Consider the following 23078-nt stretch of genomic DNA (forward strand, 5'->3'; position numbering starts at 1 on the left):
GATCAGTCGTCGCCGTCTTCGGCGGATGCAACCATCGCATTGATTAGGAATTCGGTCAAGCTTTCGACCGGTACGGTCTGCTGAACGTTCTTTTCCCCGTCTTCGCCCGCCCCGCGCAGCGCTTTCACGCCCACCGTGCCGTTCGCGACCTCTTCTTCGCCGAAGATCACCGCGAATGCCGCGCCGCTTGCATCGGCCCGCTTCATCTGCGACTTGAAGCTCGCCGGCGCGCCGTCGGCGCTGCAGTGGAAGATCACGTCGAGGCCCGTGTCGCGCAGGCGCTCGGCCGCGATGAACGCCTGCTCGCGGGCGGTCTCGCCCTGGTGCACGACGTACACGTCGACGCCTTCCTGCTCAGGCGCCAGATCCTCTTCCTTCAGCAGTTCGAGGATGCGCTCGATACCCATCGCCCAGCCGCACGCGGCGGTCGGCTTGCCGCCGAGCTGCTCGATCAGCGGATCGTAGCGACCGCCGGCCGCGACCGTGCCCTGCGCGCCGAGCTTGTCGGTCACCCACTCGAACACGGTCAGGTTGTAGTAGTCGAGGCCGCGCACGAGACGCGGGTTGATCTTGAACGGAATGTTGTTCGCGAGCAGCAGGCGCTGCAGCCCTTCGAAGTGCGCGCGCGATTCGTCGCCGAGGAAGTCGATCAGCTTCGGCGCGTTCTGCGCGATCTCCTGCAGCGCGGGATTCTTCGTGTCGAGCACGCGCAGCGGGTTCGTATACAGGCGACGCTTTGCGTCCTCGTCGAGCACGTCGGCAAACTGCTCGAGGTACTTGATCAGTTCGACGCGATGCGCGGCGCGCTCTTCGGCGAGGCCGAGCGAGTTGATCTCGAGCTTGATGCCGGTCAGGCCGAGGTCGTCCCACAGGCGCTGGCACATCATGATGATCTCGGCATCGGCATCGGGACCCGCAAAGCCGAGCGCCTCGACGCCGACCTGGTGGAACTGGCGGTAGCGGCCGCGCTGCGGACGCTCGTGACGGAACATCGGGCCGATGTACCACAGGCGCTTCGGGCCGTCGTACAGCATGTTGTGCTCGATCGACGCGCGCACGACGGCAGCGGTGTTTTCCGGGCGCATCGTCAGATTCTCGCCGTTCAGCGCGTCGGTGAAGCTATACATTTCCTTCTCGACGATGTCCGTGACTTCGCCGATGCCGCGCGTGAAGAGCTGCGTGTGTTCGACGATCGGCGTGCGGATGTTCTGGTAGCCGTATGCGCGCAGCAGCGATTTCACGGTGGCTTCGAAGAATTCCCACAGGCCGGCATCCTGCGGGAGGATGTCGTTCATGCCCTTGACGCCGGTAAGCTTCTCTATCTTGCGTTTCTGTTCAGTCATCGTGTGTGGACGAATTAATTCACGGCCGCGTCGGCGCGGCCATAGTTGCGTGCGACATAGTCGCTGACGATCTGCTGGAATTCCTCGGCGATCCGCTCGCCGCGCAGCGTCTTGACCTTCTCGCCGTCGATGAAGACGGGCGCGGCCGGGTTCTCGCCCGAACCCGGCAGGCTGATGCCGATGTTCGCGTGCTTCGATTCGCCCGGGCCGTTGACGATGCAGCCCATCACCGCGACGTTCATCTTCTCGACGCCCGGATACTCCTTGCGCCAGGCCGGCATCTGCTCGCGCAGGTAGGTCTGGATCTGCATCGCGAGTTCCTGGAACAGCGTGCTCGTCGTACGGCCGCAGCCCGGGCACGCGATCACCATCGGCGCGAACGAGCGCAGGCCCATCGTCTGCAGGATTTCCTGGCCGACGATCACCTCGCCCGTGCGCGACGCGCCCGGTTCCGGCGTCAGCGAGATGCGGATCGTGTCGCCGATCCCTTCCTGCAGCAGCACGCCGAGCGCGGCCGTCGATGCGACGATGCCCTTCGAGCCCATGCCGGCCTCGGTCAGCCCGAGGTGCAGCGCGAAGCCGCAGCGGCGGCCGAGTTCGCGGTACACGGCAATCAGGTCCTGCACGCCGCTGACCTTGCACGACAGCACGATGCGGTCGCGGCCGAGACCCAGTTCGACCGCACGCTCGGCCGAGCCGATCGCCGACTGGATCAGCGCCTCGTACATCACGCTTTGCGCGTCCCACGGCTGCGAGCGCGCGCCATTCTCGTCCATCATGCGCGCGAGCAGGTCCTGGTCGAGACTGCCCCAGTTCACGCCGATCCGCACAGGCTTGTCGTACTTGGCAGCGGCCTCGATCATCTGCGCGAACTGCGTATCGCGCTTCGCACCCTGACCGACGTTGCCGGGGTTGATCCGGTACTTCGACAGCGACTCCGCGCAGCCCGGGTAGTCGCGCAGCAGCAGGTGGCCGTTGTAGTGGAAATCGCCGACGAGCGGCACGGTCACGCCCATCCGGTCGAGCTGCTCGCGGATCGCCGGCACGGCGGCCGCGGCCTCGGGCGTGTTGACCGTGATGCGCACCAGTTCGGAGCCCGCGTTCGCGAGCTCCTTGATCTGGATCGCGGTGCCGATCGCGTCGGCCGTGTCGGTATTCGTCATCGACTGCACGCGCACCGGCGCGTCGCCGCCGATCGTCACGAGCTGCCCGCCCCAACGGACATCCACCCCATGCGACACGCGACGGGGCTGATGCCCGCCGAACACCGGCTCGGTTGAACAAATCTGACTGCTGCGTGGGGATTGAGCTTCGGATTGCATCGATAGATCCATTTACGCGGAATACGCCGCGACGCGGCGCATGAATTGAAAAAGCGCCGTGCCCTCACGGCCTGCCGATATCGACGACAGGCCTTCGCCACGGCGCTTGACGTCAGGGCAACGTGAACCGCGCCACATTGCCCCGCGCTGCCGAATATTTTGCCGGATCGACAGGTTTTCCGTCGAACGCGACCGCGTCGAGGCCTGCCTTGTTGCCGATCGTGACCTTGAACGGCCCGTCGCCGGCGACCTGCTTCGTCTCGCCGGCCCGCACCAGCGCCGAGAACAGCTCCTTGCCGTTCTTGTCGCGCACGCTGAACCAGCAATCCTGCTTGACCTTCAGTTCGACCATCGACTGGCCAGCCGCGACCACGACGCTCGCCGGCTCGGCCGGCGCGGCGGCACTCGCCGCCGCCGTTGCCACGACCGGCTGCGATGCAGCCGCCGTCGCGACCGGGGCCGCAGACGCCGCGGGCGCCGGCGCGGCAGACGCAATCGCCTGCGTCGCTGCAGCGGACGTCGCGGCCGGGGCCGGAACCTCATTGGCGGCTACGGCCGACGCGCCGCTCGCGGCTGCCTCTTCAACGGAAGACGATGATGCCGCCGGTGCGCTCGCAGCCGACGCATGCTCCGCGTCGCCGCCCTTGAAGCGCGCGAGCAGGCTCGACGAATCGCCGCCAGTGTGCCACATCAATACGGCAACCACCGCGACGACGACGATCGCCGTTCCCCACAGCCACGGGTGGTTGCGCGACGAACCGCCCAGCGGAATCGACACGCGGCCGCGCGGCAGATCCGTCCCCGACGATGCGGGCATCGACAGGTCGACTTCCGGCACCCCGCGCTCGCGGCGCAGCGCCTGCGCGAACGGTTCCGGGTCGACGCCGAGCATCTTCGCGTAGCTGCGCACGACGCCGAGCGCGAACGTCACGCCAGGCAAATGACTGATGTCGCCGGCCTCGAGCGCCCGAAGCTTCTGCGGTGCGACCTTGAGCCGCGCCGATACGTCGTCGACCGTCCAGCCCTTCGTCTCCCGAAGCTGCGCCAGCCGGCTGCCGACCGCCGCCAGCGATTCCAGTCCCGCCGGTGCCGGTCTTGCGGCATTCGTCTCTGCGCCGTTAGTCGGCTGCGGCTCACTCATCCTTGTCCTCGCGTCGATTCTTCTTCACTGGCGGCCGCCGCCGGCTCCCGCCGGCCTGCACCCGCAACTGTTCATACCATGCGCGGCGCCGTGGCGCCGCGACCGATCGCTATTCGCGTGTTGTACCGCCAAGAGGTTCGGGCATCCTTGGCTAGGCACCCCCGTCAAACCGCCCGAACTTCGATGATTTTTGCTGCTGCGCCCGTTCGTTCCGCGAGGCGCGTGCGGTCCTTCACCGCGCCGGCCAGCTGACCGCATGCGGCATCGATATCGTCGCCTCGCGTCTTGCGCACGGTCGTGACGACACCCGCGTCGATGAGGACCTGTGCAAAGCGCTTGATCTGCTCCGGCTTCGAGCGGATGAGGCCCGATTCCGGAAACGGATTGAACGGGATCAGATTGAACTTGCACGGCACGTCGCGCGTGACGGCCAGCAGTTCGCGCGCATGCGCTTCGGTGTCGTTGACGCCGTCCAGCATGCAGTATTCGAAAGTAATGAAGTCGCGCGGCGCGACTTTCAGATAGCGCTGGCACGCAGCCATCAGCTCGCGAAGCGGATACTTCTTGTTGAGCGGCACCAGTTCGTCGCGCAGCGCATCGTTCGGCGCGTGCAGCGAAACGGCCAGCGCGACCGGCAATTCGGTGCCGAGGCGGTCCATCATCGGCACCACGCCGGACGTCGACAGCGTGACGCGGCGGCGCGACAGGCCGTACGCGTTGTCGTCGAGCATCAGCCGCATCGCGGGCACGACCGCGCTGTAATTCAGGAGCGGCTCGCCCATGCCCATCATCACCACGTTGGTGACGACCCGCTCGGCCTTGCCGTTCGGGCCGGGCGCGCGGCCCAGCGACGCTCGCAGCGCAAATTCGGCCATCCGTAGCTGGCCGATGATTTCGGCTGTCGACAGGTTGCGGGAAAAGCCCTGCTTGCCCGTCGAACAGAAGCGGCAGTTGACCGCGCACCCGGCCTGCGACGACACGCACAGCGTGCCGCGCGTCTCTTCCGGGATGAACACGGTTTCCACCGCATTGCCGTTTCCGACGTCGATCAGCCACTTGCGCGTGCCGTCGGTGGAAACGTGATCGCTGGCGATATCCGGCATCACGATCGACGCTCGGCCCTTGAGTTTCTCCCTCAGGGACTTCGCGAGATCGGTCATGCCGTCGAAATCGCCGGCGTTGTACTGATGGATCCAGCGCTGCAACTGCTTGGCGCGGAACGGCTTCTCGCCGAGGCTGCCGCAGTACGCGACAAGACCCTCGGCATCGAAGTCGAGAAGATTGACGGAAGTTTCGCTCGTCATGATGTGCTGCCTTGCCGCGTGCGCTGAATCCTGCCTACCTGCTGCCAGCCAGAGCTTAACGCGAGTAAACGTTCATTTCCGGGAAGAAGAACGCGACTTCGACCGCAGCCGTTTCTGCTGCGTCCGAGCCGTGCACGGCGTTCGCGTCGATGCTGTCGGCGAAGTCGGCGCGGATCGTGCCCTTTTCCGCCTTCTTCGGATCCGTCGCGCCCATCAGGTCGCGGTTCTTCAGGATCGCGCCTTCACCTTCCAGAACCTGGATCATCACCGGGCCCGAGATCATGAAATCGACGAGATCCTTGAAGAACGGACGCGCTGCGTGAACCGCGTAGAACTTCTCTGCGTCAGCACGCGACAGGTGCGCCATGCGCGATGCGACGATCTTCAGGCCGGCGCCTTCGAAACGGCTGTAGATCTGGCCGATCACGTTCTTTGCCACCGCATCCGGCTTGATGATCGACAGGGTGCGCTCGATTGCCATAAAAACTCCAAGAAATTAAGAAGTTACAGGTTCAAATGAATCCGCTATTGTAGCACGATCCCGTGTATCATTGCGATTGAACCCTTACACACGTGAAAGGTTCCGAATTCATATGTTTTCCGCCGCGCTGCCATTGAAACCTCGCGGCGCGGAACGTATCTTAGCCATAGCTGTTCCGGTTTGCTGCGCCGCACACCGCGCGCGCCGAACCGGCCCCGGACGCCCACGCGTTCCATGTTAGGAGAAACCATGAACGACTATCCGTACAATTTCGGTCGCGGCGGTTCCGTCAGCACCGCCGAGGTTCGCAACCGCGTGCTGCGGAACACGTACTGGCTGCTCGCGCTATCGATGGTGCCGACCGTGCTGGGCGCCTGGGTCGGCGTCACGACGGGCTTCTCGCTGTTCGCGGCCACGAGCCCGATGATGAGCCTGCTTGCGTTCTTCGCGATCGCGTTCGGCTTCATGTTCGCGATCGAGCGGACGAAAAACAGCGCGGCCGGCGTGTTCGTGCTGCTCGGCTTCACGTTCTTCATGGGCCTGATGCTGTCGCGACTGCTGAGCTTCATCCTCGGCTTCTCGAACGGCCCGTCGCTGATCATGCTCGCGTTCGGCGGCACCGGCATCATCTTCGCCGCGATGGCGACGATCGCCACCGTCAGCAAGCGCGATTTCTCGGGGCTCGGCAAGTGGCTGTTCATGGGCGTGATCGTGATCCTGCTCGCGTCGGTCGCGAACATCTTCCTGCAGCTGCCGGCACTGATGCTCACCGTGTCGGTGCTCGCGATCGCGATCTTCTCGGCGTACATGCTGTTCGACGTCCAGCGCGTCGTGAACGGCGGCGAGACGAACTACATCTCGGCGACGCTCGCGATCTACCTCGACCTGTACAACGTGTTCACGAACCTGCTCGCGCTGCTCGGCATCTTCGGCGGCAACCGCAACTGACGTTCGCCACGCACCATGAAAAAACCGGCCCTCGGGCCGGTTTTTTTACGTCCGCCTCCCGGCTCAATCACGCTCGAACAGCGCGATCGATTCGACGTGCGACGTATTCGGGAACATGTTCACGACACCGGCGCCCTTCAGCCGGTAGCCGGCCTCGTGCACGAGCAGGCCCGCGTCGCGCGCAAGCGTCGACGGGTTGCACGACACGTAGACGATCCGCTTCGGCAGCGGGCCTTCGCCGCTTTGCGCGATCTCGGCCAGCGCCTTCGACACCGCGAGCGCGCCTTCGCGCGGCGGATCGATCAGGAACTTGTCGAATGCACCAAGCGCGCGGAGGTCGTCGCCCGTCACTTCGAACAGGTTCCGGCATGCGAACGTCGTATGGCCGTCGACACCGTTCTCGCGCGCATTCGCAAGCGCGCGCGTCGTCAGCGTGTCGCTGCCCTCGATGCCCATCACTTCGCGCGACAGCCGCGCGAGCGGCAGCGTGAAGTTGCCGATCCCGCAGAACAGGTCGAGCACGCGGTCGTCGCGCGACGGTGCGAGCAGGCGCAGCGCGCGCCCCACCAGCACGCGGTTGATCTGATGGTTGACCTGCGTGAAGTCGGTCGGCTTGAACGGCATGCGGATGCCGAACTCCGGCAGCGTGTAGTCGAGCGACACGTCGAGCGGATAGAACGGCGTCACCGTGTCGGGGCCCTTCGGCTGCAGCCAGAACTGCACCTTGTGTTCGTCCGCGAACGCGCGCAGCAACGCTTCGTCGTCCGAGTTGATCGGCTCCAGCACACGCAGCACGAGCGCGGTGACCTCCGAGCCGACCGCGAGCTCGATCTGCGGCATCCGATCGCGGATCGACAGCCCCTCGACGAGCCGGCGCAGCGGCACCAGCATCGCCGACACGTGCGGCGGCAGCACTTCGCAGCTCGTCATGTCGGCAACGTAGCTGCTCTTCTTCTCGTGGAACCCGACCAGCACGCCGCCCTTCTTCGCCACGTTGCGCACGGTCAGGCGCGCACGATAGCGATAGCCCCACGACGGGCCGTGGATCGGCGCGAACATCGTTTCCGCCCGCAGCTTCGCCAGGTGCCACAGGTTGTCTTCGAGCACGCGCTGCTTGACCGCCACCTGCGCGCGCATGTCGAGATGCTGCATCGAGCAGCCGCCGCAGGTGCCGAAGAACTTGCATTTCGGCTGCGTGCGCATCACGCTCGGGCGCAGAATGTCGACTACCGTCGCCTGCTCGTAGCTCGGCTTGCGGCGGTAGCTCGAATAGGTCACGCGCTCGCCGGGCAGCGCGCCCTCGACGAAGATGACCTTGCCCGGCTCGCCGTCCTCGGTCATCGTGCGGCCGACACCGCGCGCTTCCATGTCGAGCGATTCGATCTCGAGAACCGGGGCGATCCCGGGCGCGACGGGCGCATTTTTCGATTTGCGCGCAGAAGTGGGGACGGCTTCAGACACCAGCTTTTCCTGACAAACGTTGAAGAAGGCGAGATTGTAGACGACGAAGGCCCGCATCGGCCGCTTTGCATCGGGCAAGCGCCGACACTTAAGCATAGACGCCCCTGTATTGCGCCGGGACGGCCAGGTGATTAACTCTCGGGAACGCCCGCAGCCGGCGGGATGCGAACCGATCACGAGAGGCCGGTAGCCCGAAATCCACCCGGCAGGAGATTCGACCATGCGACTGATCGACTGGAACATCCAATGGGGTCGGGACGCCGACGGCGTTGTCGACCTTTCACGCACCGTCGCAACGATTCGCCGGCTCGGCGATTTCGACGTGCTGTGCCTGCAGGAGGTCACGCGCGGTTTCGACGCGCTGCCCGGCCGGCCGGGCCTCGACCAGTTCGCCGAACTCGCGTCGCTGCTGCCCGGTTATACGATCGTCGAAGCCATCGGCGCGGACCTGCCGGCCATTGAACCGGGTGCCCCGCGCCGCCAGTTCGGCAATGCGATCGCGACCCGGCTGCCGGTCGGGCGCGTGTTGCGCCAGTTGCTGCCGTGGCCGGCCGATGCCGACGCGCCGTCGATGCCGCGCATCGCGCTCGACGCCGAGTTGCGGGCGCCTTTCGGCCCGCTGCGTGTGGTCACCACGCACCTCGAATACTATTCGGCGCGCCAGCGGCTTGCGCAGGTCGATGCGCTGCGCGACCGGCATCGCGAGGCCTGCGCGCACGCGGAACGGCCCGCGCCCGCCGAAACTGCCGAGGGGCCGTTCAGCGCGACCGGCCAGCCGCGCGACGCGATCGTCTGCGGCGATTTCAACAGCGCGTTCGGCAGCGATGCGTACCGGCACTTCCTGGAGCCGATCGCCGACGCCCCGCACTTCGTCGACGCATGGGTCGCGCGGCATCCCGGCAGCACGCCGCCGCCGACGGCCGGCGTCTACGATACGGTGCAATGGTCGGAGGGGCCGCTCGCATGCGACTTCGTGTTCGTGACCGATACGCTGCTGCCGCGCGTCATGCGCTGCGAGATCGACGGCGACGTGCGCGCGTCGGATCACCAGCCGGTGCTGCTCGAACTCGCCTGATCGCGCCGGCCGCGTAGCGCCGCGACGCCCGCCCGCGCTACGCGGCGAAGCCGGCCAGGTATTCGGCCCAGTGCGACGCCGGTTCCTGCGCGAGCGCGTTCTTCACGAGCAGGATCTCGTCCGCATACTCGCTCTGCGTCAGGCCGCCGCGCATCAGCTGGAACCGGCAGTACAGCAGGTACGTATTGACGACGTCGGTCTCGCAATAATTACGAATTTCCTCGATCCGCCCGTCCTGGAACGCCGGCCACACCTGGCTGCCGTCCATCCCGAGCTTGCCCGGAAAGCCGCACATCTTCGCGAGCGCGTCGAGCGGCGCGTTCGCGCGCGCCTGATACATCGCGAGCACATCCATCAGGTCGGTATGCCGCGAGTGATAACGCGAGATGTAGTTGTTCCACTTGAATTCGCGGTCGTCCTCGCCGAGATCCCAATAGCGGGTCGCGGGGATGCCGTGCACGAGCGCGCGGTAATGGAGCACCGGCAGATCGAAGCCGCCGCCGTTCCACGACACGAGCTGCGGCGTGTATTTCTCGATCACGCGGTAGAACGACTGGATCAGCGTCGCTTCGTTGTCCTGCGGCGTGCCGAGCGAGCGGACGCGAAAACCGTTGTTGTCGCGGAACACGCACGAGATCGCCGCAATACGCTGCAGGTGATGCGGCAGGAAATCGCCGCCAGTCTTCTCGCGCCGTGCGGCGAATGCATGTTCGGCCACCGCGGCGTCGTCGAGCGTCGCGGGCAGGTCTTCCAGACGGCGAATGCCGTCGACATCGGGAATCGTCTCGATGTCAAAAACAAGAATCGGAGTCATCGGTTACAGAACGGCGTCCTTGCGCACGCCGTTGGAGGCGAAAAACCGCTTGAGGCGCACCAGCGCTTCCTGCTGGATCTGCCGCACGCGCTCGCGCGTGAGCCCCATCTCGTCGGCGAGCTCCTCGAGCGTCGCCGGTTCGATGTGATTCAGGCCGAAGCGGCGCTCGATCACGTGCCGATGCTTGTCGGACAGCCGCGACAGCCACGCGCGCGTCAGCGTCTCGAGCTCGCGGTGCTGCACCTCGGCGTCGGGCGACTGGCTCTGGTCGTCGGGCAGCAGGTCGAGCAGGCTGCTCGCAGGATCGAGGTCGAGCGGTGCGTCGAGCGACGCCGTGTGCTCGTTGAGCGCGAGGATGTCGGTGACTTCCTCGGCGGTCTTGCCGGTGAGATAGGCGATGTCGTCGATGCTGGCTTCGCGGCGCTCGGCCGCCTCGCCCGTCGACATCGAATTCTTTTCGAGGTGGCGCTTCGCGCGCAGCACCTGGTTCAGTTCGCGGATCACGTGCACGGGCAGGCGCACCGTGCGGGCCTGGTTCATGATCGCCCGCTCGATGCTCTGCCGGATCCACCAGGTCGCATAGGTCGAGAAGCGGAAACCGCGCGTCGGGTCGAATTTCTCGATCGCGTGCATCAGGCCGAGGTTGCCCTCCTCGATCAGGTCGAGCAGCGGCACGCCGCGATTCAGATACCCCTTGGCGATGCTGACGACGAGACGCAGGTTGCGCTCGATCATCACCTGCCGCGCCTCGAATTCGCCGGCCTTCGCGAGCCGGGAATAGCGCTGCTCTTCCTCGACGGTCAGCAGCGGCTTCACGCTGATGCGGTTCAGGTAATGCTGGATCGTATCGGCCGTGAGCTCCGCCTGCAGCAGCGTGCGGAAATCGTCGACGTCGGGCGCGGCTTCCGCGCGGCCTTCGCGCTCGTCGTCGCCACCGTCCGCCTCGGCGTCGCGCGCCTCGAGATCTCGTTCGTTTTCCGCGACGTCGTCGTCATCGTCCGTCGAAGCGCCAGCTCGCCCCGCCGATGCTTGCGTGGCACGACTGATCTTCTCAGACTCGGCTTGCGGCTCGTGGCGCTTCGATTTCGGCATGGTCGTCTCGGTTATTGAGGCGGCAAATACTTCAGCGGATCGACAGGCTTACCCTGCCGGCGAACCTCGAAATGCAGCATCACGCGGTCGGCATCGCTGTTACCCATCTCGGCGATCTTCTGCCCCTTCGTTACCGCGTCCCCCTCTTTTACCATCAAAGCGCGATTGTGTGCATACGCCGTGAGGTAAGTTGCATCGTGTTTGATGATAATGAGGTTGCCGTAGCCACGCAGGCCGTTGCCCGAATAGACGACGCGGCCGTCGGCCGCCGCCTTCACGGCCTCGCCGGCCGTGCCGCCGATGTTGACACCCTTGTTCTTCGCGTCGTCGAACCCGTTCAGCACGGGGCCGCGCGCGGGCCACGCAAACGTCACGGGGCCGCTCGGCGCCGCCGCCGTGTCGCTCGATCCGGTGGCCGCGGCCGGCGGCGCTGCGAGCATGGACGACGTGCCGGCGGCCGGCGTCGCGGGGCCGCTGCTGAGCGGCGCGGTCGCAACGGCGGCGCCCATGATCGGTGCGCCCGCAGCCGGTGCGCCCGCAGCCGGTACGCCCGCAACCGCAGCGCCGCCCGGCGGCGCAACGCGCAGCAACTGGTCGACCTCGATCTGGTTCGGGTTCGTCAGGTTGTTCCACGACGCGATGTCGCGATAGTTCTGCCCGTTCTCGAGCGCGATCCGGTACAGCGTGTCGCCCGGCTTCACACGGTAGAAGCCAGGCGGCGGCGGCCCGAGCGGCACCGCGGGCTGCGTGGTGGCCGTCGTGCCGAGCGACCCGGAGCGGTCGACGACAGGCGCGTTGTCGAGCCGCGTCGCACAGGCGGCCAGCAGCGTGGAGAACGCAGCCACACAGATCGCGCGCTGGGCGAACGTGAGCGGTTCCCTGGATCGGTTGTTTTGCATCGCGCGCAACATACTCATCGGTTTCAAATCACTCCGGATTTTAAAGGGACAAAGAAAACGCGATCAAGCCGGGACTCTCGCCATTGCGCGTGCGCGATGCGCTCGACGAGCGTGAGCACCTGGTGCTGCCCGCTCTGCGCGCCGACCGGCGCGACGAGCCGCCCACCGATCGCGAGTTGCTCGAGCAGCGCCTGCGGCACGTCGAGCCCCGCCGCCGCGATCACGATCGCGTCGAACGGAGCCGCGGACGGCAGGCCGACACGCCCGTCGCCGTAGTGCAGCCGGATGTTCGGCACGCGCAGCGGGCGCAGGTTCAGCTTCGCGCGCTCGTAGAGCGGCTTGATGCGTTCAATCGAATACACGTCGCGTGCCACGTGGCTCAGCACGGCGGCCTGGTAGCCGCAGCCCGTGCCGATCTCGAGGACGCGCTCGAGCGTGCGGCCGGCCATCGCGAGCTCGATCATGCGCGCGACGACCGACGGCTTTGAAATTGTTTGCTGATGGCCGATCGGCAACGCCGAATCCTCATAGGCCTGCGTCGCAAGCCCAGGATCCACGAACATGTGGCGCGGCACCGCGGCCATCGCTTCCAGCACGCGCACGTCGGTCACGCCGTTCGCGCGCAGCCGTTCGACCATCCGCTCGCGCACGCGTTCCGACGTGAGCGCGAACGCGCCGGCCGGCGCGACACTCGGCGCGGCCGGCTTCGGCAGCGCCGGCTTCAGCGCGGTCGGCTTCGGCGCGGTCGCAGGCTTCGCGACGGCGGAACCGGACAGCGGCGCGCGCCCGGCAGCCGGCTTCACCGCAACCGGTTTCAGCACGGCAACAGGCTTGTCGACGGCCTTCGGCGCCGCGACCGCCGCATGGCGTTCACCGGCCCGACCTTCCGACTTGCGTGGCGCTCGCTTGAGATCTTCGAGCGCGAGCGGGAACCGCTTCGCGCGCTCGCCGCTCATGAAGCCCGTCCTCTGGCGCGCGCCCATTCGCGCGTCGCGGGCAGCATCTGCGTATGCGTAAGGTCGAGCTGCAGCGGCGTGATCGACACGAAACCGTTTGCGACGGCGTGGAAATCGGTGCCCTCGCTCGCGTCCAGCGCCGCGCCCGCCGCACCGATCCAGTACACCGGCTCGCCGCGCGGGTCGGTCTGGCGAATCACCGGCTGCGACGGATGACGCTTGCCGAGGCGCGTGACCTTCCAGCCCTTCAGTTCGTCGTAAGGCAGGTTCGGAATGTTGACGTTCAGCAGCGGCTGGCCCGGCAGCGGATGCGCGAGATAGTGCTCGACGATTTCCGCGGCGACGCGCGCAGCGTCCGCCAGATGGGCCCAGCCCTTGTCGGCCAGCGAGAATGCGATGGCCGGAATACCGAACATGATGCCTTCGGTGGCCGCTGCAACTGTCCCCGAATAAAGCGTGTCTTCGCCCATGTTCTGGCCGTTGTTGATCCCCGACACGACGATGTCCGGCTTCGCGTCGGCCATCCCCGTCAACGCGACGTGCACCGAATCGGTCGGCGTGCCGTTCACGTAGAAGAAACCCGTACCCGTCGCGCGCTGCACCGACAGCGGTCGCCACAACGTGAGGGAATTCGATGCGCCGCTGCAGTTCTGCTCGGGCGCGATCACAGTGAGTTCGGCCAGCGGCCGCAGCGCTTCGCTGAGCGCGGCGAGACCGGGGGCGAGATAGCCGTCGTCGTTGCTGAGTAGGATTCGCATCCGGCGATTGTAACCGAGGAAAGATGGCGCGAGAGCGACAGTCCGGCGGCCGCGGACGGCAGGGTGCGCGCAAGCGCGCGCGGTGCGCCGCCGCATTGAGCGGCGGCGTTCCGCGCTCTCAAGAAAACGCCGGGCCGCCCCTGGTTTTCCGCCCCGAAGGACGTCCTCTTGGGGGATGCCCCCTCGGGAATGCCTGCGCGAAGCGACAGGCCCGGCAGCGCTCAGATCGCGCCCGCGTCGCGCAGCGCGGCAATCGCCTGCGCGTCGTAGCCGAGGCCGCGCAGCACCTCGTCCGTATGCTCGCCGAGCTCGGGCCCGAGCCAGCGCGTTTCGCCCGGTGTGTCCGACAGCTTCGGCGTGATGTTCGGCAGCGGAATGTCGGTGCCGTCGGCGAGCTTGAAGCGCTGGATCATCTGCCGCGCGACGAACTGCGGATCGGTGAACATGTCGGCGGCGCTGTAGATGCGCCCGGCCGGCACGTCGGCCGCGTTGAGCACGACGAGCGCATCGTCGATCGTGCGCGGCGCGAGCCACTCGGCAATCGCGTCGTCGATTTCCTGCGTGCGCGGCACGCGCCCGTCGTTGCGCGCGAGCGCGGGATCGTCGGCAAGGTCGTCACGCTCGATCGCCTTCATCAGCCGCTTGAAGATCGGGTCGCTGTTGCCGCCGATCACGATGCTGCCGTCGCGGCACGCATACGTATTCGACGGGACGATACCCGGCAGCGACGCGCCGGTGCGCTCGCGCACCATCCCGTACACGCCGTATTCGGGCACCACGCTTTCCATCATGTTGAATACGGCTTCGTACAGCGCAACGTCGACCACCTGCCCCGCACCGCCGTTGACCTTGCGGTGATGGAGCGCCATCAGCGCGCCGATCACGCCGTGCAGCGCGGCGATCGAATCGCCGATCGAGATGCCGATGCGCGGCGGCGGCAGGTCGGGATAGCCGGTGATGTGGCGCAGCCCGCCCATCGATTCGGCGATCGCGCCGAAGCCGGGCCGGTCGCGGTACGGGCCCGTCTGCCCGTAGCCGGACAGGCGCACCATCACAAGGCCCGGGTTGTCGGCCGACAGCACGTCGTAACCGAGCCCAAGCTTTTCGAGCAGGCCCGGACGGAAGTTCTCGATCACGATGTCGGCCTCGCGCGCGAGCTGCCGCGCGATCGCCTTGCCGGCATCGGATTTCAGGTTGAGCGTGACCGACTTCTTGTTGCGCGCCTGAACGGACCACCAAAGCGACGTGCCGCCCTGCTCCGGATGGAGCTTGCGCCACTTGCGCAGCGGGTCGCCGCCGTTCGGATCCTCGATCTTGATCACTTCCGCGCCGAATTCGGCGAACAGCCGCGACGCGAACGGCCCCGCGATCAGCGTTCCGAATTCGAGCACTTTGACGCCCGCGAGCGGGCCCTGGCTGGTGCTCATGTGTCTCCCTGGCATGAGGAACGGCGCCGCCCGCAGGCGACGCCCGGCTTACATCGTGCGGCGGTCGAGCATCGCGCGGGCGATGGTGCCCGCGTCGACGTATTCGAGCTCGCCGCCCACCGGCACGCCGCGCGCGAGGCGCGTGACCGCGAGGCCGCGCGCCTTCAGCGTCTGGCCGAGGTAGTGCGCGGTGGCTTCGCCCTCGTTCGTGAAGTTGGTCGCAAGCACGACTTCCTTGACGATTCCGTCGGACGCGCGCCGCACGAGGCGGTCGAAATGGATTTCCTTCGGACCGATCCCGTCGAGCGGGCTCAGTCGCCCCATCAGCACGAAATAAAGCCCGCGGTAAGTCATCGTCTGCTCGAGCATGATCTGGTCGGCAGGCGTCTCGACGACGCACAGCAGCGTCGGATCACGCTCTTCGTCGCTGCAGACCTCGCAGATCTGCGCTTCGGTGAACGTGTTGCATTTCTCGCAGTGCTGCAGGTGCTCGGTCGCAAACAGCAGCGACCGGCCGAGCCGCTCCGCGCCCTCGCGGTCGTGCTGCATCAGGTGGACCGCCATGCGCTGCGCGGATTTCGGCCCGACGCCGGGCAGCACGCGCAGTGCTTCGACGAGAGCGGACAGGGCGGACGGCTGTTTCATACGGCGGCAAACAGTGGCAAGGACACCGCGCTCAGAACGGCAGCTTGAAGCCCGGGGGCAGCGGCAGGCCCGACGTCATGCCGCTCATCTTTTCCTGCGACGTCGCTTCGGCCTTGCGCACGGCGTCGTTGAACGCGGCCGCGACGAGATCCTCGAGCATGTCCTTGTCGTCCGCGAGCAGGCTCGGGTCGATCGACACGCGACGCACTTCGTTACGGCACGTCATCGTCACCTTGACGAGGCCCGCCCCCGACTGCCCTTCGACTTCGATCAGCGCAAGCTGCTCCTGCATCTTCTTCATGTTTTCCTGCATTTGCTGCGCTTGCTTCATCAGTCCGGCGAGGTTGCCTTTCAACATGGGAATACTCCTTCTTTCTTGATCGTGTGAAAACCGGCACGCGAAGTGTGCCGGCCAATTTGTGCGGGCGTGATTGTGCCTGTCGCGGTGCGGTCAGTTCAATGCAGCGTCGGCGGCGGACCGTCCGGCGCCGAATCGGCGAGCGGACGCACCGAGCCCTCGACGATGCGCGCACCGAAGTCGCGCACGAGCTGCTGGACGAACGGGTCGCCGTGAATCTCCTGCTCGGCCTCGCGCTGGCGTGCCGCGCGCGCGGCCGCATCGAGCGCTGCCGCCGTGCGCCGTGCGGGCCCGACTTCGACCGCTACTTCGACTGGCTTGCCGAGCGCATCGGCCAGCGCGGCCTTCAGCTTCGCAACCTGCACGGCGTCCGCATACTGCGGCACCGGCACGGAAAGCTTCAATGTCGTCGCATCGACGGCCGTCAGTTCGCTGTTGAACGCGAGCTGGTATGCGACGCCCTTGAGCGGCAGGCGCGCAGCCAGTGCCGGCCATTCGCCGTCGAAGCCGACCGGATCGAGCGCGATCGCGGGCGGCAACGGTCGCGTGTCGACCGGCGCGGCCGGACGGGCTTCCGCCGGCTTCGGCGATACACGCACGTCATCGGGACCGCTGTCGAACACGGGGACGAAGCCATCGTCGGGCCCGCCGAACATCTCGTCGGCGCTGAGCGGCACGTAGTCGTCCGGCGGGATGTCCTCCCACGGCGGCGAAGCCTGGCGCGAATCGGCTGCTTGCGGCGCACGGGCGGCAGCGCGCGGCGTCGGCACCTGCACGGCGGGACGCGGCGCGGCCGGCTTCTCGGCGGCCGGCTCGACCGCCGGTTTCGCGGCAGCGCCTGCCCGCGCACGGTCGGACGACACGCGCATCCCCGCGTTGCGCAGCACGTCGAGCGCAGCGGCAGCGCCGCCTGCACGCGATGCCGGACGCGCGGCGGGTTCAGGCGGCGCAGCGCGCGGCACCGGTTCGGCTGGCGCAGCGGCCGGTTCGTCGTTTCGCTGCGTAACGGCAGCAGTGGCAGCAGCGGCAGGCGGCTCGGGTTCCTTGCGGGCCGGTGGCGGCATATCGCCGGCCGGCGCCGCATTCGCTTCCGGCTGCGGCGCCTCGATAACTTGTGCATCACCCGGAGCCGGCGCGGGTGCCTCGGCAGCAGCCGGCTTCATGGCCGGCCGGCCCGCTTCGTCGCCGGCCCTTGCCGGCGCTGAACGCGCGACCGGCGCAACGGGAGCAGCCGGCGCGGCGGCCTGCGGACGCATCGTGTCGGCGGGGGCAGGCGATACCGGCTTCGCCGCAGCAACCGATGCCGCGGCAGCGCGCGGGCCCGGCACGGCACGCGGCACGGACGGCTGGCCGCCCGGCGCACTGCCGGCGGCAACGGCCGGCTCGAACGCGAGCATCCGCAGCAGCGTCATCGTGAAACCGGCGTACTCGTCCGGCGCAAGGCCGAGCTCCGCGCGGCCGACCGTCGCGATCTGATAGAACAGCTGAACCTGCTCGGGGCTCAGCGTCTCCGCGAAGCGGCGCAGGTCGGACGCTTCCGGCCATTCGTCGAGCACCGAGCCCGGCGCGAACTGCGCCCACGCAATCCGGTGCAGCAGGCTCGCGAGATCCTGCAGCGCGGTCGAGAACGACAGGCTGCGCAGCGACATCTCGTCGGCAATCTCGAGGATTTCCGGGCCGCCGCCGGCCGCGAGCGCGTCGAGCAGGCGCACCATGTAAGTCTGGTCGAGCGCGCCGAGCATGCCCGACACGGCCGACTCGGTCACCTCGTTCGCCGAATAGGCGATCGCCTGGTCGGTGAGCGACAGCGCGTCGCGCATGCTGCCCTGCGCGGCACGCGCGAGCAGGCGCAGCGCCTGCGGCTCGAACGTGATCTGCTCTTCGCCGAGGATCCGTTCGAGATGCGACACGATGTGCCCGGCCGGCATCTGCTTCAGGTTGAACTGCAGGCAGCGCGACAGCACGGTGACGGGAATTTTCTGCGGATCGGTCGTCGCGAGGATGAACTTGACGTGCGGCGGCGGCTCTTCGAGCGTCTTCAGCATCGCGTTGAACGCGTGGTTCGTCAGCATGTGCACTTCGTCGATCATGTAGACCTTGAAGCGCGCATCGACGGGCGCGTACACCGCGCGCTCGAGCAGCGCGGCCATCTCGTCGACGCCGCGATTGCTCGCGGCGTCCATCTCGACGTAATCGACGAAACGCCCCTCGTCGATCTCGCGACAGGCGCGGCACACGCCGCACGGCTGCGACGTGACGCCGGTTTCACAGTTGAGTGCCTTCGCGAAGATCCGCGACAGCGTCGTCTTGCCGACACCGCGGGTTCCGGTAAACAGATAGGCGTGATGGAGACGCCCGCCGTCGAGCGCGTGCGTAAGCGCCCTGACGACGTGCTCCTGGCCGACGAGCGAAGCGAAATCCTTCGGACGCCACTTGCGTGCGAGAACTTGATAGGTCATCGGGAAATTGTATCAGCAACGCTGCGTCGCGCCGACACGCGAAACGGTGCGGAAGACGAGCAAAGTGCAAGTAAAACGGAGTGTGACGCGGAAATAAAAAACGCCCTGCGAACGGGGCGAGAAGGAAGGTGACGAGCCCGACCCTCGGCACTGGCGGAAAACGATTGTGGCTGCTTCGTTCCCGACCTGACCAGGTTCACCGCCCCACCATGCGAGGAGGCCCGTCACGGCATATTCTATCACCGCTTCCGGATGAATGCGACCGTTTGTTCGCACCAATGCGAACAACCATGCCGGTCGGCACGTGTCCAGCGCCCCGAATCGCTACATATATGCCGCCCCCTTGTAATTTGCGAGCCGACCTCCACCTGCGGGGCACAACGGTCGAACGTCGCGTCGTACCCCTACTCGCGTAGCGGCTACTATCGCCGCCCGCAGCAGATAGCAATTTAGGCTAATATGACGCCCGAACGACCCGCGAGCCGCGGCATGCAGCGCTTACGCCCCTCCTTCCCGGAGAGCGGAGTGACCTGCCGCAGCGGCCGGCAGCCTACGGCGGCCGGTACGCCGCAACGCGCAAGCAGGCAGTCCCCGAACCGTAAGAGGTATTGACCCAATGAGCGAACAGATCAAACACATCAGCGACGCATCGTTCGAACAGGACGTCGTCAAGTCCGACAAGCCCGTGCTCGTCGATTTCTGGGCCGAATGGTGCGGCCCGTGCAAAATGATCGCCCCGATCCTCGACGAAGTCGCGAAGGACTACGGCGACAAGCTGCAGATCGCGAAGATCAACGTCGACGACAACCAGGCAACGCCCGCGAAATTCGGCGTGCGCGGCATCCCGACGCTGATCCTGTTCAAGAACGGCGCGGCCGCCGCGCAGAAGGTCGGCGCGCTGTCGAAGTCGCAGCTCACCGCATTCCTGGACAGCCACCTGTAATACCGGCAGTTCCGCGGACGTGTTGTCAACCGGCAACACGTCCGTCGTCAAGCCGCCGATCGGCCGCTCAAGCGCGAATCGGCCTATGCTAGAATTAAAAAACGTCTACAAGACGCATTTAAGTCTCTGAGCGCTTCCGCTCGCCCTCCTCCCTTATTTCTTTCGTCGCTTCTCCTCCCTGGCGGGTTCTCCGTATGCATTTATCCGAGCTCAAGTCTCTGCACGTGTCCGAACTGATCGAAATGGCCAATGGCCTCGAGATCGAAAACGCGAACCGCCTGCGCAAGCAGGAGTTGATGTTCGCCATTCTTAAAAAGCGCGCCAAGACGGGAGAGACGATCTTCGGCGACGGTACGCTCGAAGTGCTGCCGGACGGCTTCGGCTTCCTGCGCTCGCCGGAAATGTCGTACCTCGCGAGCACCGACGACATCTATATCAGCCCGTCGCAGATCCGCCGCTTCAACCTGCACACCGGCGACACCATCGAAGGTGAAGTCCGCACGCCGAAGGACGGCGAGCGCTACTTCGCGCTGGTGAAGGTCGACAAAGTCAACGGGCAGCCGCCCGAGGCCTCGAAACACAAGATCATGTTCGAGAACCTCACGCCGCTGCACCCGAACAAGCCGCTGTCGCTCGAGCGCGAAATGCGCGGCGAGGAAAACGTCACGGGCCGCATCATCGACATGATCGCGCCGATCGGCAAGGGCCAGCGCGGCCTGCTCGTCGCGTCGCCGAAGTCGGGCAAGACCGTGATGCTCCAGCACATCGCACACGCGATCAAGCAGAACCACCCGGACGTGATCCTGTTCGTGCTGCTGATCGACGAGCGCCCTGAAGAAGTGACCGAAATGCAGCGCTCGGTCGCCGGCGAAGTGATCGCATCGACGTTCGACGAACCGGCCACGCGCCACGTCCAGGTCGCCGAAATGGTGATCGAGAAGGCCAAGCGCCTCGTCGAAATGAAGCACGACGTCGTGATCCTGCTCGACTCGATCACGCGCCTCGCACGTGCATACAACACCGTGATCCCGGCATCGGGCAAGGTGCTGACGGGCGGTGTCGACGCGAACGCGCTGCAACGTCCGAAGCGTTTCTTCGGTGCTGCGCGCAACATCGAGGAAGGCGGCTCGCTGACGATCATCGGCACCGCGCTGATCGAAACCGGCAGCCGCATGGACGACGTGATCTACGAAGAGTTCAAGGGCACCGGCAACATGGAAGTGCACCTCGAGCGCCGCCTCGCGGAAAAGCGCGTGTATCCGTCGATCAACCTGAACAAGTCGGGCACGCGTCGCGAGGAAATGCTGATCAAGCCCGAGATCCTCCAGAAGATCTGGGTGCTGCGCAAATTCATCCACGACATGGATGAAGTCGAGGCAATGGAATTCCTGCTCGACAAGATCCGCCAGACGAAGAGCAACTCCGAGTTCTTCGACCTGATGCGCCGCGGCGGCTGATCGCCCCGCGCCGCAACGAACGGCCGCCCGCGCATCCTGCCCGGCGGCCGTTTTTCGGCCCCAACATGAACGTGAACGTACAGGTTGATCTATAATCGCGGCATCGCCCCCCGACCGAATCCCCCTCCCGATGCCGAACGACGCCTCCACCCCGCTGCTGACCGTGAGCGACGCCGCATCGCGGCTCGGCGTCACGCCGCGCACGCTGAAGTATTACGAAGAGCGCGGGCTCGTCACGCCGTCGCGCAGCGAAGGCCGCTACCGCCTCTACGACGAAGCCGATCTCGAACGCTTCGCGCGCATCCTGCGGTTGCGCGCGCTCGGCTTCTCGCTGCATGGCATCACCGAAATGCTGAAGCGCCCGCTGGAAGAAACGGGCGACGGCCGGCGCCGCTATTCGGATGCGTCGCTGCGCGACATCCGCACCGGCCTCGCCGAGCAGATCGGCACGCTCGACCGGCGGATCGCGGCCGTCCAGCGCGAACTGAAGGAAGCCGTCGCGCTGCGCAAGGAACTGCAGCACGACATCGACTACGTCGAGCGGCGCCTCGCCGGCGAAAACCCCGATGCGCTGATCGCGCAGCGGCAGGCCGAAGCCGACGCGCGGCGCACTCGTAAGGATCGAGAATGAACGCGGTGCCCGGCCGCTCGCCGCTGTGGAGCCGCGCGAACCTGCGCGCGGACCTGCTCCCGTGGGCGCTCGCGCTCGTCACCGGCATCGACTACTTCGACAACGCGGTCTTCTCGTTCTTCGCGAGCTACATCGCGGGCGGCATCAACGCATCGCCCGACGAACTCGTGTGGTCGTCGAGCGCGTACGCGGTCACGGCCGTGCTCGGCATCCTGCAGCAGCAATGGTGGGTCGACCGGCTCGGGCATCGCCGCTACGTCGCGGGCTGCATGCTGATGTTCTCGTTCGGCGCGATCGCGGCCGCGCTTGCCGACACGTCGCTGGAACTCGCGTTCGCGCGCGGTTTCCAGGGCTATTTCATCGGCCCGATGATGGGCGCGTGCCGGATCCTGATCCAGATCAGCTTCAAGCCGCAGGAACGGCCTCCCGCGACGCGCGCGTTCCTGATCATGATCCTGCTCGGCAGTGCGCTCGCGCCGATCGTCGGCGGGCTGCTCGTCGCGCATTCGACATGGCGCGCGCTGTTCGCGTGCACGGCGCCCGCCGGCATCGCGTTCGCGATCCTTGCGCTGCTCACGCTGCCCGATTCGGGCCGGACACCCGACGACGAACGCGGCTCCGGACACTTCTGGCCGTACGTCGTGTTCGCACTCGCGCAAGGGGCGCTGCAGATCGTGCTGCAGCAGGTGCATTACCAGCTCTACAGCGGCTCGCCGATGCTGATCCTGCTGACGATCGCGGGGATCGGCGCACTCGCGTGGTTCGCGTATCACCAGTGGCATCACCCGACGCCGCTCGTGCGGCTGCACGCGTTCCGCGAGCGGACGTACCAGGTCGGGCTGCTGCTCTACATGTTCTATTACTACGAGACGACGGGTTTCAGTTACCTGACATCGCGGTTTCTCGAAGGCGGGCTCGGCTATCCGGTCGAGAACGCCGGGCGCCTGGTGGGCACGATGTCGCTGATTTCGGCCACCGCGCTGTTCGCGTACCTGCGCTACGCGAAATTCGTCACGCACAAGAAATGGTTCGTCGTGCCGGGGTTCGCGATCGCCGTCACGGCCGCGCTGTGGATGACGCGGATGACGCCGCAGGTCGGCGAAGCCGCGCTGATCGCCCCGCTGCTGCTGCGCGGGCTGCTGCTGCTCTTCATCGTGCTGCCGGTGGCCAACCTGACGTTCCGGATCTTCGCGATCGACGAATACACGCACGGCTACCGGCTTAAGAACATCGTGCGGCAACTGACGATCTCGTTCGCGACGTCGTCGGTGATCATCGTCGAGCAGCATCGCGTGGCCGTGCACCAGACGCGGCTCGTCGAGCGCGCGAACGTGTTCGACCCGATGTTCCAGCAAACCGTCGACGCCCTGACACGCAGCTATGCGGCCGCCGGGCACGCGCTGAACGAAGCGCACGGCCTCGCGATCGCCGCCATCGCCCGCATGGTCGCGCAACAGGCGTCGTTCCTCGCGTCGCTCGACGGTTTTTACTTCCTGGCGGGCGTCGCGCTCGTCGGCGGCCTCTTCGCGGCATGGCAAAAAGAGATCGATTGAGTTAAAAGACA

The 23078-nt window shown here is 66.4% G+C and carries 21 protein-coding genes and 1 other RNA gene; 6 read left to right on the forward strand and 16 right to left on the reverse strand.

Annotated elements, in window-relative coordinates; genetic code table 11:
- Positions 1–2 precede the first annotated feature (2 nt).
- The 5 genes from hisS to ndk form a co-directional block, all read right to left on the reverse strand.
- Positions 3–1343 carry a histidine--tRNA ligase gene (hisS, locus tag GD429_RS14000; protein WP_152857462.1) on the reverse strand — a complete coding sequence of 447 codons (1341 nt, stop codon included), beginning with the start codon at positions 1341–1343 and terminating at the stop codon, positions 3–5.
- A 14-nt stretch (positions 1344–1357) separates the two neighbouring features.
- On the reverse strand, positions 1358–2665 hold the full coding sequence (gene ispG / locus GD429_RS14005; protein WP_152857463.1) for a flavodoxin-dependent (E)-4-hydroxy-3-methylbut-2-enyl-diphosphate synthase: 1308 nt from the start codon (positions 2663–2665) through the stop codon (positions 1358–1360).
- Positions 2666–2777: 112 nt separating this feature from the next.
- Positions 2778–3806 (reverse strand): helix-turn-helix domain-containing protein, encoded by a 1029-nt coding sequence (locus GD429_RS14010; RefSeq protein ID WP_152857464.1) that lies wholly within the window; start codon positions 3804–3806, stop codon positions 2778–2780.
- A 164-nt stretch (positions 3807–3970) separates the two neighbouring features.
- Positions 3971–5110 carry a 23S rRNA (adenine(2503)-C(2))-methyltransferase RlmN gene (rlmN, locus tag GD429_RS14015; protein WP_152857465.1) on the reverse strand — a complete coding sequence of 380 codons (1140 nt, stop codon included), beginning with the start codon at positions 5108–5110 and terminating at the stop codon, positions 3971–3973.
- Between the two features lie 55 nt (positions 5111–5165).
- Positions 5166–5591: a nucleoside-diphosphate kinase gene (gene ndk, locus GD429_RS14020; protein WP_011352265.1), complete on the reverse strand. Its 426-nt coding sequence runs from the start codon at positions 5589–5591 to the stop codon at positions 5166–5168.
- 249 nt (positions 5592–5840) lie between these two features.
- Between ndk and GD429_RS14025 the strand changes: the two genes are divergently transcribed.
- The gene (locus GD429_RS14025) at positions 5841–6539 is read left to right on the forward strand and encodes a Bax inhibitor-1/YccA family protein (protein WP_034181280.1); all 699 of its coding nucleotides are present in this window, start codon (positions 5841–5843) and stop codon (positions 6537–6539) included.
- Between the two features lie 63 nt (positions 6540–6602).
- Here GD429_RS14025 and rlmD read toward each other — a convergent pair whose 3' ends face one another.
- Positions 6603–8000 (reverse strand): 23S rRNA (uracil(1939)-C(5))-methyltransferase RlmD, encoded by a 1398-nt coding sequence (gene rlmD, locus GD429_RS14030; RefSeq protein WP_174419030.1) that lies wholly within the window; start codon positions 7998–8000, stop codon positions 6603–6605.
- Positions 8001–8220: 220 nt separating this feature from the next.
- Between rlmD and GD429_RS14035 the strand changes: the two genes are divergently transcribed.
- Positions 8221–9075, forward strand: coding sequence for an endonuclease/exonuclease/phosphatase family protein (locus tag GD429_RS14035; RefSeq protein WP_152857467.1), 855 nt, complete (start codon positions 8221–8223; stop codon positions 9073–9075).
- A gap of 37 nt (positions 9076–9112) precedes the next feature.
- On the opposite strand, the gene GD429_RS14040 is transcribed toward GD429_RS14035, so the two are convergent.
- The 10 genes from GD429_RS14040 to ffs all read right to left on the reverse strand — a co-directional run bounded on the left by GD429_RS14040 (position 9113) and on the right by ffs (position 18709).
- Positions 9113–9889 carry a 3'-5' exonuclease gene (locus GD429_RS14040; protein ID WP_034181277.1) on the reverse strand — a complete coding sequence of 259 codons (777 nt, stop codon included), beginning with the start codon at positions 9887–9889 and terminating at the stop codon, positions 9113–9115.
- 3 nt (positions 9890–9892) lie between these two features.
- Entirely contained in the window at positions 9893–10981 is a 1089-nt protein-coding gene (gene rpoS / locus GD429_RS14045; RefSeq protein ID WP_034181276.1) for an RNA polymerase sigma factor RpoS, read from the reverse strand.
- 11 nt (positions 10982–10992) lie between these two features.
- Positions 10993–11898 carry a peptidoglycan DD-metalloendopeptidase family protein gene (locus GD429_RS14050; protein ID WP_152857468.1) on the reverse strand — a complete coding sequence of 302 codons (906 nt, stop codon included), beginning with the start codon at positions 11896–11898 and terminating at the stop codon, positions 10993–10995.
- A 5-nt stretch (positions 11899–11903) separates the two neighbouring features.
- Positions 11904–12836 (reverse strand): protein-L-isoaspartate(D-aspartate) O-methyltransferase, encoded by a 933-nt coding sequence (locus tag GD429_RS14055; protein ID WP_152857469.1) that lies wholly within the window; start codon positions 12834–12836, stop codon positions 11904–11906.
- Entirely contained in the window at positions 12833–13594 is a 762-nt protein-coding gene (gene surE, locus GD429_RS14060; protein ID WP_152857470.1) for a 5'/3'-nucleotidase SurE, read from the reverse strand. Before surE ends, GD429_RS14055 begins: the two co-directional genes overlap by 4 nt.
- 221 nt (positions 13595–13815) lie before the next feature.
- On the reverse strand, positions 13816–15021 hold the full coding sequence (locus GD429_RS14065; RefSeq protein WP_152857471.1) for a CaiB/BaiF CoA transferase family protein: 1206 nt from the start codon (positions 15019–15021) through the stop codon (positions 13816–13818).
- A gap of 48 nt (positions 15022–15069) precedes the next feature.
- Positions 15070–15666, reverse strand: coding sequence for a recombination mediator RecR (gene recR / locus GD429_RS14070; RefSeq protein ID WP_034181272.1), 597 nt, complete (start codon positions 15664–15666; stop codon positions 15070–15072).
- A gap of 31 nt (positions 15667–15697) precedes the next feature.
- Positions 15698–16024: a YbaB/EbfC family nucleoid-associated protein gene (locus GD429_RS14075; RefSeq protein WP_006482124.1), complete on the reverse strand. Its 327-nt coding sequence runs from the start codon at positions 16022–16024 to the stop codon at positions 15698–15700.
- Between the two features lie 98 nt (positions 16025–16122).
- A complete protein-coding gene (locus GD429_RS14080) occupies positions 16123–18483 on the reverse strand; it encodes a DNA polymerase III subunit gamma/tau (RefSeq protein ID WP_152857472.1) in 2361 nt (786 codons plus the stop codon).
- 127 nt (positions 18484–18610) lie between these two features.
- Positions 18611–18709: signal recognition particle sRNA small type (gene ffs / locus GD429_RS14085), an RNA gene on the reverse strand.
- Between the two features lie 390 nt (positions 18710–19099).
- Between ffs and trxA the strand changes: the two genes are divergently transcribed.
- From trxA to GD429_RS14105, 4 genes are all read left to right on the forward strand, one after another.
- Positions 19100–19426 (forward strand): thioredoxin TrxA, encoded by a 327-nt coding sequence (trxA, locus tag GD429_RS14090; RefSeq protein ID WP_006402348.1) that lies wholly within the window; start codon positions 19100–19102, stop codon positions 19424–19426.
- Between the two features lie 194 nt (positions 19427–19620).
- Positions 19621–20883, forward strand: coding sequence for a transcription termination factor Rho (rho, locus tag GD429_RS14095; protein ID WP_006478662.1), 1263 nt, complete (start codon positions 19621–19623; stop codon positions 20881–20883).
- Positions 20884–21013: 130 nt separating this feature from the next.
- Complete coding sequence (locus GD429_RS14100) at positions 21014–21514, forward strand: MerR family transcriptional regulator (protein ID WP_152857473.1); 501 nt, start codon at positions 21014–21016, stop codon at positions 21512–21514.
- A complete protein-coding gene (locus GD429_RS14105; RefSeq protein WP_152857474.1) occupies positions 21511–23067 on the forward strand; it encodes an MFS transporter in 1557 nt (518 codons plus the stop codon). The genes GD429_RS14100 and GD429_RS14105 overlap by 4 nt, the downstream gene beginning before the upstream one ends.
- Positions 23068–23078 lie beyond the last annotated feature (11 nt).

The organism is Burkholderia sp. BE17, from assembly GCF_009362305.1.
Lineage (GTDB): Bacteria > Pseudomonadota > Gammaproteobacteria > Burkholderiales > Burkholderiaceae > Burkholderia > Burkholderia pyrrocinia_C.